The organism is Isoptericola dokdonensis DS-3 (assembly GCF_001636295.1).
Classification (GTDB): Bacteria; Actinomycetota; Actinomycetes; order Actinomycetales; family Cellulomonadaceae; genus Isoptericola; species Isoptericola dokdonensis.
Map to the genome: position 1 here is coordinate 2,832,362 of NZ_CP014209.1, position 15,926 is coordinate 2,848,287.

The 15,926-nt window shown below is 72.0% G+C and carries 11 protein-coding genes; 6 read left to right on the plus strand and 5 right to left on the minus strand.

The window, feature by feature from the left end; all coding sequences use genetic code 11:
• Positions 1-55: 55 nt before the first annotated feature.
• Both I598_RS13140 and I598_RS13145 read left to right on the plus strand, forming a co-directional pair.
• On the plus strand, positions 56-3,232 hold the full coding sequence (locus I598_RS13140) for a hypothetical protein (protein ID WP_068203346.1): 3,177 nt from the start codon (positions 56-58) through the stop codon (positions 3,230-3,232).
• Positions 3,233-3,301: 69 nt separating this feature from the next.
• Positions 3,302-4,741, plus strand: a complete 1,440-nt coding sequence (locus I598_RS13145) for a zf-HC2 domain-containing protein (RefSeq protein WP_068203347.1) — start codon at positions 3,302-3,304, stop codon at positions 4,739-4,741.
• 46 nt (positions 4,742-4,787) lie between these two features.
• Here the strand turns inward: I598_RS13145 and rlmC are convergent, their stop codons facing one another.
• Positions 4,788-6,032: a 23S rRNA (uracil(747)-C(5))-methyltransferase RlmC gene (rlmC, locus tag I598_RS13150; RefSeq protein ID WP_068203348.1), complete on the minus strand. Its 1,245-nt coding sequence runs from the start codon at positions 6,030-6,032 to the stop codon at positions 4,788-4,790.
• A gap of 603 nt (positions 6,033-6,635) precedes the next feature.
• Here rlmC and I598_RS13155 point away from each other — a divergent pair.
• Positions 6,636-6,938, plus strand: coding sequence for a hypothetical protein (locus I598_RS13155; protein ID WP_157557238.1), 303 nt, complete (start codon positions 6,636-6,638; stop codon positions 6,936-6,938).
• Positions 6,939-7,125: 187 nt separating this feature from the next.
• On the opposite strand, the gene I598_RS13160 is transcribed toward I598_RS13155, so the two are convergent.
• The 4 genes from I598_RS13160 to I598_RS13175 all read right to left on the minus strand — a co-directional run bounded on the left by I598_RS13160 (position 7,126) and on the right by I598_RS13175 (position 12,921).
• Positions 7,126-7,584 (minus strand): VOC family protein, encoded by a 459-nt coding sequence (locus tag I598_RS13160; RefSeq protein WP_198155823.1) that lies wholly within the window; start codon positions 7,582-7,584, stop codon positions 7,126-7,128.
• 20 nt (positions 7,585-7,604) lie between these two features.
• Entirely contained in the window at positions 7,605-8,198 is a 594-nt protein-coding gene (locus I598_RS13165; RefSeq protein WP_232314160.1) for a DinB family protein, read from the minus strand.
• A 190-nt stretch (positions 8,199-8,388) separates the two neighbouring features.
• Positions 8,389-11,952: a S8 family serine peptidase gene (locus I598_RS13170; RefSeq protein ID WP_232314161.1), complete on the minus strand. Its 3,564-nt coding sequence runs from the start codon at positions 11,950-11,952 to the stop codon at positions 8,389-8,391.
• Between the two features lie 165 nt (positions 11,953-12,117).
• Positions 12,118-12,921: an IclR family transcriptional regulator gene (locus I598_RS13175; protein WP_068203351.1), complete on the minus strand. Its 804-nt coding sequence runs from the start codon at positions 12,919-12,921 to the stop codon at positions 12,118-12,120.
• Positions 12,922-13,098: 177 nt separating this feature from the next.
• On the opposite strand from I598_RS13175, the gene kduI reads away from it, so the two are divergent.
• The 3 genes from kduI to I598_RS13190 all read left to right on the plus strand — a co-directional run bounded on the left by kduI (position 13,099) and on the right by I598_RS13190 (position 15,924).
• A complete protein-coding gene (gene kduI, locus I598_RS13180; protein WP_068203352.1) occupies positions 13,099-13,917 on the plus strand; it encodes a 5-dehydro-4-deoxy-D-glucuronate isomerase in 819 nt (272 codons plus the stop codon).
• A complete protein-coding gene (gene kduD, locus I598_RS13185) occupies positions 13,914-14,672 on the plus strand; it encodes a 2-dehydro-3-deoxy-D-gluconate 5-dehydrogenase KduD (protein ID WP_068203353.1) in 759 nt (252 codons plus the stop codon). The genes kduI and kduD overlap by 4 nt, the downstream gene beginning before the upstream one ends.
• A 166-nt stretch (positions 14,673-14,838) precedes the next feature.
• On the plus strand, positions 14,839-15,924 hold the full coding sequence (locus I598_RS13190) for a sugar ABC transporter substrate-binding protein (RefSeq protein ID WP_068203354.1): 1,086 nt from the start codon (positions 14,839-14,841) through the stop codon (positions 15,922-15,924).
• The last annotated feature ends 2 nt before the right edge of the window (positions 15,925-15,926 follow it).

Here is a 15,926-nt window from a genome sequence, read left to right on the forward strand (position 1 = left end):
CACGGGCGGTCGCCACCGGTCCCAGGTGATTTGTGCAGGCACTACGCTTCGCGCCATGCCCGACGCCGTCGTTCCCCGCCGCCGCTGGTCCGTCGCCGTCGTGGTGGCGGTGCTGCTGGCGCTGGGCGCGCTGACGGCGTTCGCGCTCGGTGACGCGCTCGCGGTGCAGGCCACGCCCGCGCAGGCGGCGCCCGAGAGCCCGGTGGCCGCACCGGCGTCGGCACCGGTCGACCCGCCCGCGGTGAGCACCGTCGTCGTGCCGGACGACACGAAGCAGCTCGCGCTCGCGGGCCAGGCCCTGGTGGACGCGCTGGCTGCCCGGGGCGTGACGGCGGACCTCCGGGTGGGCGACGACGGGCCGCGCGGCGCGGTGGTCGCGACGACGTCCGCGGACCTGGGCTCGGAGAACCCCGAGGCCTACCGCGTCACCGCGCGGGCCGGGGGCTGGCGGGTGGACGCGGCGACGGCGGACGGCGCCGCGCGCGGCCTCTACGACGTCGCGGACCGGGTCCGCACGGGGCGGGCCGTGACCGACGCCGACGGCGAGGTGGTCGAGCCGCGCTTGAGGATGCGGCTGGTCGACAAGGGCGCGGTGGGCATCGAGCCGGACGCGGACGCCTGGGTGAGCGGGGACCCGTACTCGCACAACGGCGGGTCGTTCGCCGACGCGATCCTGTCCGGCGAGCCGTACGTCGACGTCGAGGCGCTGACCCGGGACGCCGCGGACTTCGACGCCTACGTCGCCCGCCGCCTCGCGCAGGGGTACACGGGCGTCGTCATCCCCGGGTTCCTGGAGTACGTGACGTTCTCCGGCGTCGGCGACGGCGCCGAGGTGTACGCGGCCGGGGACGAGCACGTGGCGCGCGCCGAGGCGATGCGGTCCTGGTTCGGCACGATGTGGGACTCGGCGGACGCCGCCGGGATGGACGTCTACCTCCAGACCGACATGCTCATGCTGTCCACGCCCTTGCAGGCCTACCTCGACGAGCGCGGGCTCACCCCCGACGACCCGGAGCTGTGGGATGTGTACGCGGCCGGGCTGGACGAGGTGTTCGCCGCGATGCCGGCCGTGGACGGACTGATGGTCCGCATCGGCGAGGCGGGCCGCATCTACGACCTGCCCGGCTGGGACTACTGGTCGGAGCTGGCCGTCACCGACGAGGTCGCGGTGCGCGAGATGCTGACGGCGTTCACGCGGGTCGCGGAGGCGCACGGCAAGGACGTGATCTTCCGGTCGTGGACGGTGGGGGTCGGCGCGGTGGGCGACCTGCACACCAACCCCGACTCGTACGAGGCGGTGCTGACGGGGATCGACTCGCCGTCGCTCGTGGTGTCGACCAAGCACGTCGCCGGGGACTTCTACTCGTGGCTGCCGCTCAACCCGACCCTCGAGGTGGGGGACCAGCGGCGCATCGTCGAGATGCAGTCGCGGCGCGAGTTCGAGGGCTTCGGGGCGCTGCCGAACGACCTCGGGTCCGCCTACCAGCAGGCGCTCGCGCACTACCTGGAGGCGAACCCGCAGGTCGAGGGTGTGTGGGGCTGGTCGCAGGACGGCGGCCCGTGGAAGGCGGGGCCGATGAGCCTGGACGGGAAGTCCGGGTTCTGGCAGCTCTACGACCTCAACACGTACGCCGCGGCACGTCTGGCCCTCGACCCGGGCGCGGACCCGGCCGAGATCACGGCGTCGTGGGCGCGGGCCACGTTCTCCGACGACCCGGCCACGGTCGCGGCGATCGGCGAGGCGATGGCGCTGTCGCGCGACGCCGTCCGGCACGGCCTGTACCTGGGGGCGTTCGCGGAGAACCAGGTCAAGGCGCTGGGGCTGGAGCCGCCGCCCATGATGTGGATCTTCGAGTGGGACATCGTCTCCGGCGACGCCGCCGCGCTCGACTCGATCTCGTCGATCGTCGGCACGGACGCCGCCTCCGTGGACGCCTCCGTCGCGGAGGGCCGGGAGGCGGTGACGACGGCGCAGCGGATGCGTGACCTCGTCGCCGGCACCGACGAAGGCACCTGGCGCGACCCCGCGCTGCGGGAGCAGTTCGTCGCGGCGCTCGACTACGAGGTCGACCTGTTCACGGTGCTCGGTGACTACCGCGAGGTCGTGCTCCAGCACGGCCGGTGGCTCGACACGGGCGACGGTGCTGCGCGCGACGCGTGGGCCGCCGCGCTGGCCCGGTTCGAGTCGTCGCGCGCCCACCACGTCGACACGTACGGCGACGACCTCGACCTCCCGGCGTACACCTTCACCGCGGCGGACCTCGGCGTGCAGCGGGCCGAGCGGGACCTGACGGTCGCGTGGGTCGCCCGTGTCCTGGGCGTCCTGCTGGTGGTCGCCCTCGCGCTGGGTAAGACACGCGGGCAGCGGTTGCTGGTGCGGGGCCGACGGTCCGTCCACAGCCCTGTGGACACGTCACCCGACGGTCACCCTGCGGACGGCCGCCCGGCCCGTCCAGGCTTGGCCATCGCACGGCCCGACGGCGGCACACCGGCCGGATCGGCCGGCCTGCGGGCGCTCTGGCTGGGCGCCACGCGGCCGTGGCGGGTCGTCGAGCTGGCCCGCGGTGCCGGCCGTCTCGACAAGCTCGTCGTGTGCGCGGTACCGGTGCTCGCCGTCGTCCTCAGCCGTGTCGCGTACACGTGGGCGCTGTCGTGGGTGCACCTCGCGCTGGTGCTCGGCGCGTGGGCGCTGTTCGTGCTCGTCCTGCGTGCCGTCGCCGGCCGGGATGCGGCGTTCACGCTCGCCGGCGCCGTGGGCGGGGCCGCCGTGCTGCGCACCGTGCTGCTGCTCGTCGCGCTGGCCCCCACCGGGCCGGGCGGCTACTGGTACGGCCTGTGGACGGGCCCCGCGGCCCGCAGCGTCTACGTGACGTTCGCCGTCGCCGGGTTCGCGTGGGTGCTCGCCGCGGCCTGGTGGGCGCTGCGCTCCCTCGGTGCCACCCGCACCGGCGCCACCGGCCGGCTGCTGCTCGCCGTCGCCGCGCCGCTCGTCGTCGGAGGTGCCGTCGTCGCCGCCGTCGGGCTGGAGACCACGCTCACGGCCTGGAACGACCAGATGATGATCCTGCCGTGGGGGCTGTCCCGGATCCTCGGTCTCACGGTGCACCTCGGCATCCCGACCGCCCTGCCCGTGGCCGTCGGCGTCGCCGGAGGCGTGCTCGTGGTCGCTGGTGCGCTGCTCGCATGGGTCGGTCGACGCCGACCCGGCCGCCTGCTCTCCCACCAGGCGTGAAGCGATTTCCACCGGCCTCCGTGAACCTGCCACACTTCCCCTGGATCGGACCGATCAGCAGGGGGACGCATGACCACCGGTGAGGACGCGGCGCCGACCGGCAGCGCCGCCGTCGACGCGGCCATCGCGCGACTGCGTGCCGTCGCGGCCGAGTCGGGCACGGCCGGCCCGGGCGAGGCGGGCAGCGCCGACGCCGACGTGCTGCGCACCGCGCTCGCCACCCTCCCGTACCAGGAGCAGCGACTGCTGTGGGACAGCCACGTCCTCGGCCGCACCCTCGACGGCATCGCCGGGGCGCTCGGGCTGCACGTGCGGGCCGCACGCCGCCGCCTGCAGCGCGCCGAGGAACAGCTCGCCCGGGCGCTGTCCGCCGCGCACGCCCGCGGCGTGCCCGCCCGGCTCTGCGCCGAGACCCGCGGCGACCTGCACGCCTACGTGACCCACCACCTCGGCGGTGGCCGGCGCCAGGCCCTCGAGGACCACCTGTTCGGCTGTCCGGGATGCATGCGCGCCTTCATCGACGTGCGGGAGGCGTCGTGGGCGCTGCGCGACGCCGCGCCCGTGCTGCTCGCCCCGCTCGCCGCGAGCGGCGTCACCGTGCCCGTCGTCGTCGGAGCGCTCGGAGCGAGCACCTCGACCGGCGTCGCGGGCTGGTTCGCCGCGCTCGGGGCCGCGCTCGTCGGTGGGTGGGAGTGGGTCGTGCGGGGTGTGAAGCACCTCGTCGGCCGCCCGGTGGGACTCGCCGCCGGGACGGCCGGGGCGCTCGTGGCCGTCGCCGCCGTGGCGATGTCCCTCGCGCCCGGCGCCGAACCGGCGCCCGTGTCCGCCGTGGCGACCCCCTCGTCGTCGGCCCCCGCCGGCGAGGAACCCGTCGCGAGCACCGAGCCGTCCGTCGCGCCGACGCCGTCGGCGACGCCCTCGGCCACGGCCTCCCCGTCGCCCGGCCCCACGCCCACCTCGGAGACGACGCCGACCCCGGACGCCGCCGTCCCGCCGGTACCGGTCGAGGACGACGACACCCCGGCGGACACCCGTGAGCCCGCCCCCGCGCCCGCGCCCGATGCCGACGACGAGGCGGCCGGGCCCGCGGACGCCGTCGACCCGCCGCGCACCGGGGGCAGCACCAGCGCACCCCGCCCCAGCACCACCCCCACGCCGGACGGCACCGAGCCCACGACCCGGCCGACGCCGGCGCCCGCACCCTCCGCCGCGCCGACCGCCACGCCCGACCCCGTCGAGCCGGAGCCCGCACCCGAGCCGACCGAGCCCGTCAGCGTCAGCCTCACCCTGGGCGTCGGCGGCTTCGGCTGGTTCCAGGTGGTTCCGACCGGCGGCGCGGAGATCGTCGACGTCGTCGGCGGCCACCGCACCGAGGTCACGCAGGACTCGCGCGGTCGCTGGTGGGTGCGCGCCGTCGGCGCTCGTGAGCGCGAGGTGACCGTCGTCGTCAGCGGCCCCGCCGGCTCCGAACCCGGCGCGCGGTTGTCCTGGTACGGCCTGGAGCACTGACTCGCGAGAGCTTGCGCTGACTCGCGCCGATCTGCGCTGACTCGCGTCAGGCGGCGCGTTCCAGCAGCACGAGGACCTCGTAGTGGTCGGTGTGCGGGAACATGTCGAGCAGGCGGGCCCGGGTGGGGCGCAGCGAGGGCATGTCGGCGAGGTCGCGGGCCAGCGTGGCGGCGTTGCACGACGAGTACAGGACGTGCCGCACGCCGGAGGCCTCCAGGCGCCCGGCGAGATCGGTGCCGATGCCGCGTCGCGGCGGGTTGACGATCACCATGTCCGGGTCGGCGTCCGTGCCGAGCGCGAACGTGGCGGCGTCCCCCGCGGCGAACTCCACGTCGGCGGTGGCGGCCCGCCACCAGGCGGCGTCGTGGCCGCCGACGACGGCGTCCGGCGGCAGGGTGGCGAGCTCGCGCGCCGTCGTGGTCGCCGAGGCGACGGCCTCCGCGGAGATCTCGATGCCCGTGACCGCGCGGCCGGGGGCAGCGCAGTGCAGGGCGAACCCGCCGACGCCGCAGTACAGGTCCCACAGGGCCGCGGGGGAGACCTCGTCCACCCAGGCGCGCGCCTGCCGGTACAGGGCGGTCGCCACCTCGGTGTTCGTCTGGAAGAAGCTCTGCGGGCGCAGGTGCAGGGTGATGCCGTCGAGCTCCATCCCCAGGGTCTGCCGCTCGGTGAGGACGATCTCCTCGGCGCCCTCCAGCACCGCGGCGTGCGCAGGCTGCACGTTGACGCTGAGCACCGCCAGCGCGGGCAGGGCGCCCGCGAGCCACGGCAGGTGCTTGCGGAGCCGTGCGACCGGCTCGGTCGAGCGCAGCACGAGGCGCACCATGAGCTCCCCGGCGGGGGAGAGGGTGACGATGACGTGCTTGAGCTCGCCCCGCTGCGCAGCGTCCTTCGGCGTCACCTTGCGACGGCGACCCCCCGGGCCGAACGTCGGCGTCAGGTCGTACGGGGTGAGGCGGGCACGCCGGATCAGCTCCGCCAGCGGCTCGAACGCCGCCTGCAGCTCGGCCGGGTACAGCGGGCAGTCCGTGAGGTCGACGCCCTGCCCCTCGTACTCCCCGGGCGGCCCGAGGATCCCCAGCACGGGCGCGGCCGCCGTGCCGGTGACGACCATCTTCGCCTTGTTGCGGAACCCCGCCTCGTCGCCGACGACCGGGGCCAGCCACACGTCGTCCGGCAACGCCAGCAACCCGCGGACGTGCGCCTCCTTGCCGCGCACCTGCTGCGGGTGCGTCAGGTCCAGGAGGGTGCACGACCGGCACCGGCCGGCGTCGTAGTGGTGGCACTGCACGGGTCCATTGTCTCCCTGCGACGGACCTGGCCAGCAATGCCCGAGACCTCAGCGTGAGCACCCCGCCCCGTCGTCCCCGATCGGTTCGGGAAAGAGCCGTCAAACCGAAAGGCGTCCCTTCCCCCCGAGAGTTGCATGACGATGCCAGTCGACGTGGTGTCCCGGACAGGAGTTCTCGCGCCACGTGGACCGGAAGGAAGCCTCATGGTCGAAGCAACCAAGATTTGCGGTTGACCTGCATTTTCACCATTGACCGCGGGCAGTACGTACAGGTCTACTTGGCCCCACGACCACTGACAGATTGAGCCGTGGCTCTGGCGTGCACGTACCAGCGCGCCCGACCTGGAGTGCAGTAGTTGACGTGGGTCATGCGTCGCGCACTTTTCGACTTGGAAGGATGGTGGGGGATCGGATCGCGCTGGAGGGGTTGAGCGACGCCTTGCAGTTCCTGCCATTGAGATCGGCATCAAGCGATGTGCGGAGAGTTTCAGTAGTGACGAGTGTGGATCGGTGAAGATTCGTAGAACTGATGTCGCCGACTACTAGGGGGGAGGTCCCATGGATCTATGGGATCTGGTTCGTGGCGCGGGCATAGCAATGCTCATGGCCATGCTGGTGCGACTGTTCCTTATTCTTGGGCTAGCCAGGGTTCGCCTCACTGACCTATTCGGGTACGTGGGTGGCTTTTGTGGCCTGCTGACGGTCGTCTTCTACATTCTCGATGAGTTCGGCGAGGGAGCCTGGGTGGTGCTCGTTGCTGGTGTCATTGGTGGGGCCGCTTGGACTGTTCGTTCGATCAGAGCACGAGCTCGCGATCCGGAGCACGTTCTCGTTGGTGTCTTCTACTTCGGAAAGGTTCCGCCTGCGACAGAGAACTGGATAAGCCTCAAAGGCCTCAAGAAGTAGTTTCCGGCGGGCGCGCAATCCCGTGGGCGTGGGCCCCGTTGAGGAATGTGAGGCCCTGCGGACGATGATGTGGACTGCTGAGGAGCCTTACTCACGACCCGCAGGTCTTCGTATCCTTGCCGCGAGGCTCTGGACTGGAGGCATATCTGCTGGCGGGAGTGGCTCGGCTTGCCAGTCGCGAAAGTCCTCAGCCCACGAAGACGCAGAACGGGTGGCCCGCCGGGTCGGCGTAGACGTAGAGGGGTTCGTCGGGGTCGTCGGGGTCGTCGGTGCGATCGAGCAGGAGCGTCGCGCCGAGGGCGAGGGCACGCTCGTGCTGGCGGGCGAGCTCGGTGGCGTCGGGCACGGTGGTGTCGAGGTGGAGCTGCTGCGGCACGCCGTCGTCGGGCCAGGTGGACGCCGGCAGGGTGTCGACCTGCTGGAACGCCAGCCCGACGCCGGGGCCTCGCAGCACGAGCCAGTCGGCACCCCGCGGGTCCGGCGCACCGGTCGCGGGCGGCTCGTCGCCCGGGCGGTAGGTGAGGCCGAACAGCTCGCGGTAGAACTCTGCGAGGCCGCGGGCGTCGGTCGTGTCGAGCACGACCTGCCGGATGCGGGGGTACGTCGGCCCGGCGTCTTCGGCCGGCTCGTACCGGTCTGCGGACAGGGTGCCGTCGTCCGCCGTCGTCACGGCCCCTCCGGGAACGACTCCGCGATGGCACGCACCTTGGCGACGTAGGCGTGCTGGTCGATGTCGGGGATGTTCGTGGCCCGGGGGATGAGCCCGACGGCGCCGTCGATCTGCTCGCGCAGGATGTCGGCGTGCCCGGCGTGCCGGGACAGGTCCTCGATGACGTGCACGAGGATCCGCTGGAGCGTGATGTCGCCGCGCTCACCCCACCAGGGCACCTGGCCCGGGGCATCGAGAGGCAGCTCGCTGATGATCGCGTCGGCCCACTCGCCGACCCGGCGGTACAGGTCGAGGATGCCCTCGGCGGTCTCGTAGGCGGTGAGGTAGAAGTCGGCGTTCGGGTCCTCGTCGAACTCCTGGATCCAGGCGACCTCGTCCGGGGTGGGCCACTCGCGGCCGAACGTCTCGCCGAAGTAGCCGATCTCGATGCTCGCCGCGTGCTTCACCAGGCCGATGAGGTTGGTGCCGGTGCCGGTGCGCGGCATCCGCAGCTCACGTTCGGACAGTCCCTCGCACTTCCACAGCAGCGCCGTGCGGACGTCCCGCAGGTAGTGCAGCAGCATCTGCTTCGGGTCGGGCAGCGTGTTCACTCGGATCTCCTCGCGTCGGTGCACCCCTGCTCGGTCGACGCTAGGCCCCGGCACCCACGCCCGCACTCGAATAAGCCGCGGGGCACCAGGCCCCGCCGAGCCACCCGAAGGTGGTCTCGACGCGGACCCGGTGCCCCGCGGTCAGGATCGACCGGTCAACGACCGGCCGGACGCGCGACCCTCGAGGGGATCAGCTCGTCAGGGTGAAGCGGACGGTCGTGACGTTGCCCGCCACGTCGTGCACCTTGAGGGTGTTGTTGCCCGCCTTGGCGCCGAACACGCCCGGGCGGACGTAGTTCAGGTCCGACCAGACGTTGTCCGTCAGGTCCTTCTCCACGCCGTTGAGGACGACCATGTCGACCTTCCCCGCGTCGTAGAGCTTGTAGGACACCTTCGAGTAGGTGCCGTCCGAGCCCACGGTGAACTCGGCACCGTCCTTGACGGTGACCGTCGGCTTGACGTCGTCGCGCTCCGACTTCGTCACGGTGACCGGCGTCTCGAGGATCGTCGTCCCCGGGACCTCGTCCGCCACGATCTCGGTGCGGACGACGCCGTCGCCGGCCTTCTTCTTGGCGTCGAGCGTGACCTCGTAGGTGAGCGAACCACCCGGCGTCGGGTCGGTCGAGGTGACGACCTTGTCGGTGCCGTCGGGCAGCTCGGCGACCATGTCACCCTGCCCGATGTGGTTCTCCGCGCCCACGAGGAACGTCAGGTCTGCCGGGAGGGCGTCCATCGGCTCGGCGTAGGTGAACGAGACGTCCTGCTGCGACCCGAGGCCGATCCAGGCCTGGAAGGTCCGCGCGTCGGTGGTGCCCCACACGTTGACGTCCCACTGGACGACGAGCCACTGGTTGACGCCGTCGTTGAGGGACCCGATGCGGATCCCCTCCGCACCCTCGCCGTTGAGGTCCGTCCAGAACGGTGCGAGCACGGAGTTCGGTCGAGCTGACGACGGCCCGTCCGGCAGCTCGCAGCACTTGCTGTCCTCCGAGGTGCCGCCTCCGGCAACCACGTAGCCGTTGGTGCTGATGCTGAGCGACGTGTAGGTGCGACCGTTGTAGGTGTACGCCGGGACGGTGTAGGTGATGAAGTCCTCGTCACCGACCGTCACGGGCGTGATGCCGAAGCCCGCCAGGTCGAGGTAGCCCGCCGGCGAGCCCTGCGGCACGTCGTCCACGGACGGCACGCCGGGCTCGGCACCGGTGAGGGTGGCCGTCTCGGCCGTGAGGCCCTTGAGCGCGCCGGTGCCCTGGGTGGTGGCGTTGACGGTCTGCTCGTTGAAGGACTCGTTGGTCGCCGTCACGGTGCAGGTGACCGACTCGTCGGTCGTGATCGACGTGGCGTCGCACGACTGCGACGCGACGACGTTGCCCTGCGTGGGCACGAACGCGACGGGGATGTGCCCGTCACCGTGGTTCGTGCGGAACGTGATCGCGCCGAACTTCTGCGCACCGCTCGCCGACGTGTCGGTGATGGTGACGTCGAACGACGCGGTCCCGCCGGGGCGGATGGTGGCCTGCTGGGGCGTGACCTTGATGGTCGAACCCTCCGGGGCGTCCACCTTGGGCCGGACCACCAGGGTCTTGCCGGAGGTGTTCTCCAGGGTGCGGGTGGTGCTGAGGCGACCCGGCATGGTCGGGGCGTTGATCGACGGGATGTTGAGGTCGATCGCGTGCACCGGGTCGGTGGTCAGCGCGTTGTAGTTCGCGGTCGTCTCGCTGATCGTGAACGGCGCCTCGAGCGCCTCGCCGACGTCGACGCGACCGGCGCCCATGTCGAACGGGTCGGCGGGCGTCGTCAGGTCCTCCTTGAGGACCTCGGTGAGCGACTGGGTCATGATGGCCGACTTGATCTGGCCCGGGGTCCAGTCGGGGTAGGAGGCCTTGAGGAGCAGGCCGACGCCCGCGATGTGCGGAGCCGACATCGAGGTGCCGGAGATCGCCTGGTAGTACTTCCCGGCGGGCCCGGCGTCCGTGGACTCCGGCGTCGGGGTCATCGCGGCGAGGATGGACACGCCGGGCGCGGTGACGTCCGGCTTGATGAACGGACCGGCGGGACCGCGCGAGGAGAACGCGGCCATGACGTCGCCCTGGCCCTCGCCCTTCGAGCCGGCCGGGAAGGAGCCCGTGATGCCGGTGTGCGAGTCCAGGTACGCCTTGAGCTCGGTGCCGTCCGCGACGTGCACGGCCGGGAGGTAGTGGTTGTCGGTCGCGACGTCGGCGAGGGCCGGGTTGTAGAGCACCATGCCGGCCGCGTCACCGGCGAGGACGTTGTAGCCCTTCGCCACGCGGGCGTTCTCGCCGCGCTCGCAGACCACGATCTGGCCGTCGAACAGGCCGTCCGGCGCCGGCTCGAGGCACAGCGGGTCGGAGTAGGGGGCCTCGGCGGCGTGCACGACGGGCAGCGGCTCGGTGATGCCCGCGGTGAGGGACGCGCCCTCGACCACGAACGAGGAGCCGTCGTCGGCGTTCAGCGTGAGGGTGCTGGTGAACGCACGGTCCTGGGTGGACGCGGCGACGGTGGTCACCCACGGGCTGACGTGGTTCGACGTCCCGGCGCCCGGGCCGTCGTTGCCGGCCGACGCGGCGACGAACACGCCCGCGTCGACGGCGTTGAGGAACGCCAGCTCGATCGGGTCGGTGACGTTGCTGCCGCCGGAGATCGAGTAGTTGAGCGCGTCGACGTCGTCGAGGATCGACTGCTGCACGGCGGCGACCAGGTCGGACGTGTAGCCGCCGCCCGGGCCGAGCGCCTTGTACTCGACGATCTTCACGCCCGGGGCGACGCCCTGGATGCGCGCGATGTCGGCGTCGATCTGCGGCTCCTCGACGATGTTGCCCGCCGTGGTGCCGGAGGTGTGCGAGCCGTGGCCCTCCGCGTCACGCGCGGTGCCCTGGTGCAGGTAGGCCGGGTTGTTCGCGTCGTAGAACTCGGTGAACGAGTACCCGCCGACGAGCTTGTCGTTGCACTCGAACGGGTCGACGGCCTCGGTGAGGGGGTTGTCGCCGTAGTCGCACCTCAGCGCGGGGCCGTCGTAGGGGGACAGGTTGCCCAGGTCCTCGAACGACTCGTGCTCGGGCCACAGGCCGGTGTCGATGTTGCCGAGCACCAGGCCGTCACCGGCCTCGGCGGTGGTGCCGAGGAGGTCGTAGGCGGCGCCCGCGTTGATGAACTCGGTGGAGGAGTCCGTCAGCGGCTGCTCGAGGGTGTTCTCCTGCACGGCGACGACGCCGGGCACCTCGAGGAGGGCGGGGATCTCGTCGCCCGGCACCATGGCGGCGACGCCGCCGTACACGGTGTCGAACTCCTGGACGATCTCCGTGCCCGGCACGGCGTCGGTGACCTCGGCGGAGATCTCCGCCGTCTGGTCGGCGACGTAGCCGCGGTACTTCCGCTCGGCGGCGCTGGAGCCGGCGAGCGACTTCCCGGTGACGGCGGGGCTGGTCGCGTCGTACTGCGGCAGCGAGCCGTCGTAGGAGGCCACGGCGTCGAGGTCGTACTTGACCATGACGGGGACCTTCTTGGACGACGTCAGCTTCAGCAGCGCGGGGTCGGTCTCGACGAGCGAGCTGGACGGCGCCTTCGGGCCGTTCGTCTCGTGCGACGTGACGACGGGCTGCTCGGCGGCGAGCTCCAGGTCGTCGGGGTCCACGGTGGCGCTCGCACTGGTGGCGGCGAGCGAGGTGATCACCAGCGCGGCGCCCGAGGTGGTGGCGGCGAGCCGGATGAGGGACGGGTGTCTCCGTAAGCGCACGGTGCGCTCCCTTCGTGTCGGTCAGGACGAGACCTCCGCCCCCGGCGTCACGGCGTTGTGACGGAGCCCGGCGTCGGACGTCTGAAGGAAACGTAAAGCATCTGTGATGCAGGCAACAGTCAGAGTTGTTTCACGGAGGTTTCCCGGGCGGGTGCCCGGGGGCGCTCAGCGCACCATGCTGTTGCCGTGCACGGCGGCGAGGCGCGCCTTGACGCTGAGGAGTGTCTCGATGATGAGGTCCTCGCGGCCGTCGCCCAGCCGGGCGATCGGCACGGCCACGCTCATCGCGTCGACGGAGTGCTGGGTGAACGGCAGCGCCACGCCGAAGCAGCGCACGCCGAGGCAGGACTCCTCGCTCTCGGTGGCGTAGCCCTGCTCGGCGGCGCGGTCGATGATGTCGAGCACGGCGTGCTTGTCGGTGGTGGTGCGGGGCGTGATCGCGGTGATCGACGTGGGCACGTGCTCGCCACGCTCCTCCGGCGGCATCTCGGCGATGAGCGCCCGGCCGAGCGAGGTGGCGTAGGCGGGCAGGCGGCGCCCGACGGCGGAGTGCATGCGCAGGGGGTGCACGGACTCGCGCTTGGCGGTGTAGATGACGTCGGAGCCGTCGAGGCGCCCGAGGTGGACGGTCTCGCCGGTCATCGCGGAGACCTCGTCGAGCACGGACGCGGCGCGGGCGAGCACGGGGTCGCCGTCGAGGTAGGCGGAGCTCACCACCAGCGAGTGGATGCCGAGCTGGAAGATGCTGCCGGTCGGGTCGGTCTGGAGCCAGCCTCGGTCGACCATCGTGCGCAGCAGCGCGTGCAGGCTGCTCTTGGGGATCCCGAGGCGCGTCGAGAGCTGGAGCTGGGTGCCGGGGCCGTGGGCCGCGATCTCGTCGAGGAGGTCCAGCGCGCGGGCGGCGGACTTCACGGGTCCGGCGCCGGCGACGCCGGTCGGCTCCCGGAGGAGCTCCTTCTGCAGCGGCATGTTCGTTCTCCTCTGATCCTTCCCCGGGTCACCGGGCCCGGCCCGGAGGGTGAGATCCAGCCTAGCGCGAGTTCGCATACATGGACAGACTTCCACCCCTTGACTCGCGGACGGATCTGGCCCTATCGTCGGGGCAGTTCACATAGACGAACGCAGTTCACGAATCGAGGGTGCTTTGTGATTCAGGTTCGATACTCCAGCCCGCCGTCCAGCGCGGAGACCGCCACCACGGCCGACCTGCGGGACGCCTTCCTCGTCGACGACCTCTTCGTCGCCGGCGAGGTGCGCGGGACCTACACGCACGACGAGCGCATGGTGATCGGCGGCGCCGTCCCCGGCACCGGCCAGCTCGACCTGCCCGCCTGGACCGACGTGCTCGGTGCCGACTCGCACCTCGCGCGGCGCGAGCTCGGCGTCATCAACGTCGGCGCCGCCGGCCACGTCGTCGTCGACGGCGAGAAGTTCGAGCTCGACCATCTCGACGGGCTCTACGTCGGCCGGGGGAGCGAGGTGTCCTTCACCGGCGCCGACGCCGCCTTCTACTTCGTGTCCGCCCCGGCGCACGCGACGTACCCGACGCGGGCGCTCAGCCACGCCGAGGTGGAGCCCGTCGCGCTCGGCTCGGCGCAGGCCGCCAACGAGCGCAGCCTGTTCCGCTACGTCTGGGGCCAGGAGATCGAGACGTCCGTGCTCCAGTTCGGGGTCACCGTCATCGCCGACGGCTCGGTGTGGAACACGTTCCCGCCGCACCTGCACGAGCGGCGCACCGAGGTGTACTGCTACGTCGACCTCGCCGAGGACGACCGCGTGTTCCACCTCATGGGCCGCCCCGGCGAGACGCGTCACCTCGTGCTGCGCAACCGCGAGGCCGTCATCTCTCCGCCGTGGTCCATCCACTCCGGCGCCGGCACCGGGTCGTACGCCTTCATCTGGGCGATGGCGGGGGAGAACAACACCTACACCGACCTCGTGCCCGTGGCGGTGGACGACCTGTGACCACCTCCCCGTTCGACCTGACCGGCCGGTGCGCCGTCGTCACCGGGGCCGGTCGCGGCCTCGGCCAGGCGGTCGCCGTCGGGCTCGCCCGGGCGGGGGCGGACCTCGTCCTGCTCGGTCGTCCCGGCCGTCAGGAGGCCACCCGCGACCTGGTCGCCGCGCTCGGCGCGAAGGTCGACGTCGTCGACCTCGACGTGAGCGACCTCGACGCGGTCGCCGAGGTCGCCGCCGACCTCGACCGTTCCCACCAGGTCGACGTGCTGGTCAACAACGCCGGGATCATCGACCGCGCCGACTCCGTCGACGTCGGCCGCGACGACTGGCAGCGCGTGGTCGACGTCAACCTCACCGGGCTGTTCTTCCTCACCCAGCAGCTCGGTGCCCCGATGGTCGCGCGCGGCCACGGCAAGGTCGTCAGCATCGCCAGCCTGCTGTCCTTCCAGGGCGGCCTGCGGGTGGCGTCCTACGCGGCGAGCAAGCACGGCGTCGCCGGGCTCACCAAGGCGCTCGCCAACGAGTGGGGGCCGCGCGGCGTGCAGGTCAACGCCATCGCCCCCGGCTACATGGTCACCGACAACACCACGGCGCTCCGCGAGGACCCGGACCGCTCGCGGTCCATCCTCGAGCGCATCCCGGCCGGTCGGTGGGGCACCCCGGAGGACGTCGCCGGTGCGGCCGTCTTCCTCGCCTCGTCGGCCGCCGACTACGTCAACGGCCACGTCCTGGTCGTCGACGGCGGCTGGATGGCCCGCTGACGGGCGTCCGGCACCGCTCCACCCGCACCACCCCAGCACCCCAGATCAGCCCCACCCCAGAGCAGCACCGGCACCACACCCCAGACGACGAGCACCGCACCGCCGCGGTACCCGTCACGCAGTCTCCACCGCCGTACCCCGGCACCTGAAGAAATCGAGGAAGACAATGAGGTTCACTTCTCGACCCGCCGCCGCCGTCATCGGCGTCACCCTCGCGGCCACCGCGCTCACCGGCTGCACGGAGGAGGCCGTCGGCACCAGCGGCCCCACCGAGGCGGCCGCCGCCTGCGACCCCGCCGACGTCAAGCTGGTCGGCCAGGTCCGCAACGAGTCCAACCCGTACGAGGCCGCCTGGCTCGACGGCGGCGACGCCTTCGCCGAGCAGGTCGGTCTCACCCAGGAGCGGCTCACCTACGACGGCGACTCGACCCGTCAGCAGGAGCAGATCAGCCAGCTCCTCGCCGGCGACACCGACTGCCTCGTCATGAACGTCCTGCCCAACGGCGACTCCGACACCCCGCCCATCGTGGAGGGCGCCGAGGGCGCCGGCGCCTACCTCGTCACCCAGTGGAACAAGCCGGCCGACCTGAACGTCGCCGACTACCAGTACTGGCTGTCGCACATCACGTACGACGGCGTGGCGTCGGGCAAGCAGATCGGCGACGCGCTGGCCGAGGCCATCGGCGGCTCGGGCGGCATCATCGCCCTCCAGGGCATCCTCGACACCGGCGCCGCCAAGGACCGGTTCGCCGGCTTGGAGGAGTCGCTCGCCGCGAACACCGGCGTCGAGCTCCTCGACGACCAGACCGCCAACTTCTCCCGCGCCGAGGCGCTCGAGGTCACCAAGACGCTGCTCAGCAAGCACGGTGACGACGTCAAGGGCATCTGGGCGGCCAACGACGACATGGCGCTCGGCGCGCTCGAAGCGCTCCAGCAGGCGGGTCGCACCGACGTCGCCGTGGTCGGCATCGACGCCGTGCCGGACGCGCTCACCGCGATCGAGGACGGCGCCATGACGGCCACCGTCTCCAGCGACGGCCCGTGGCAGGGCGGCATCGGTCTCGCCATCGGCTACTGCGTCGCCACCGGCGAGCTCGCCGTGGAGGACATCGCCGCCGAGGACCGTGCCTGGTTCGCCGAGCAGTTCCTCATCACCGCCGACAACGTCGCGGACTTCACGTCGCCGGAGACCGACCCCGCCGACTTCGAGTGCGCGAACGTCTTCAACCGGTCGCAGGGCGCGATCTCGTGACC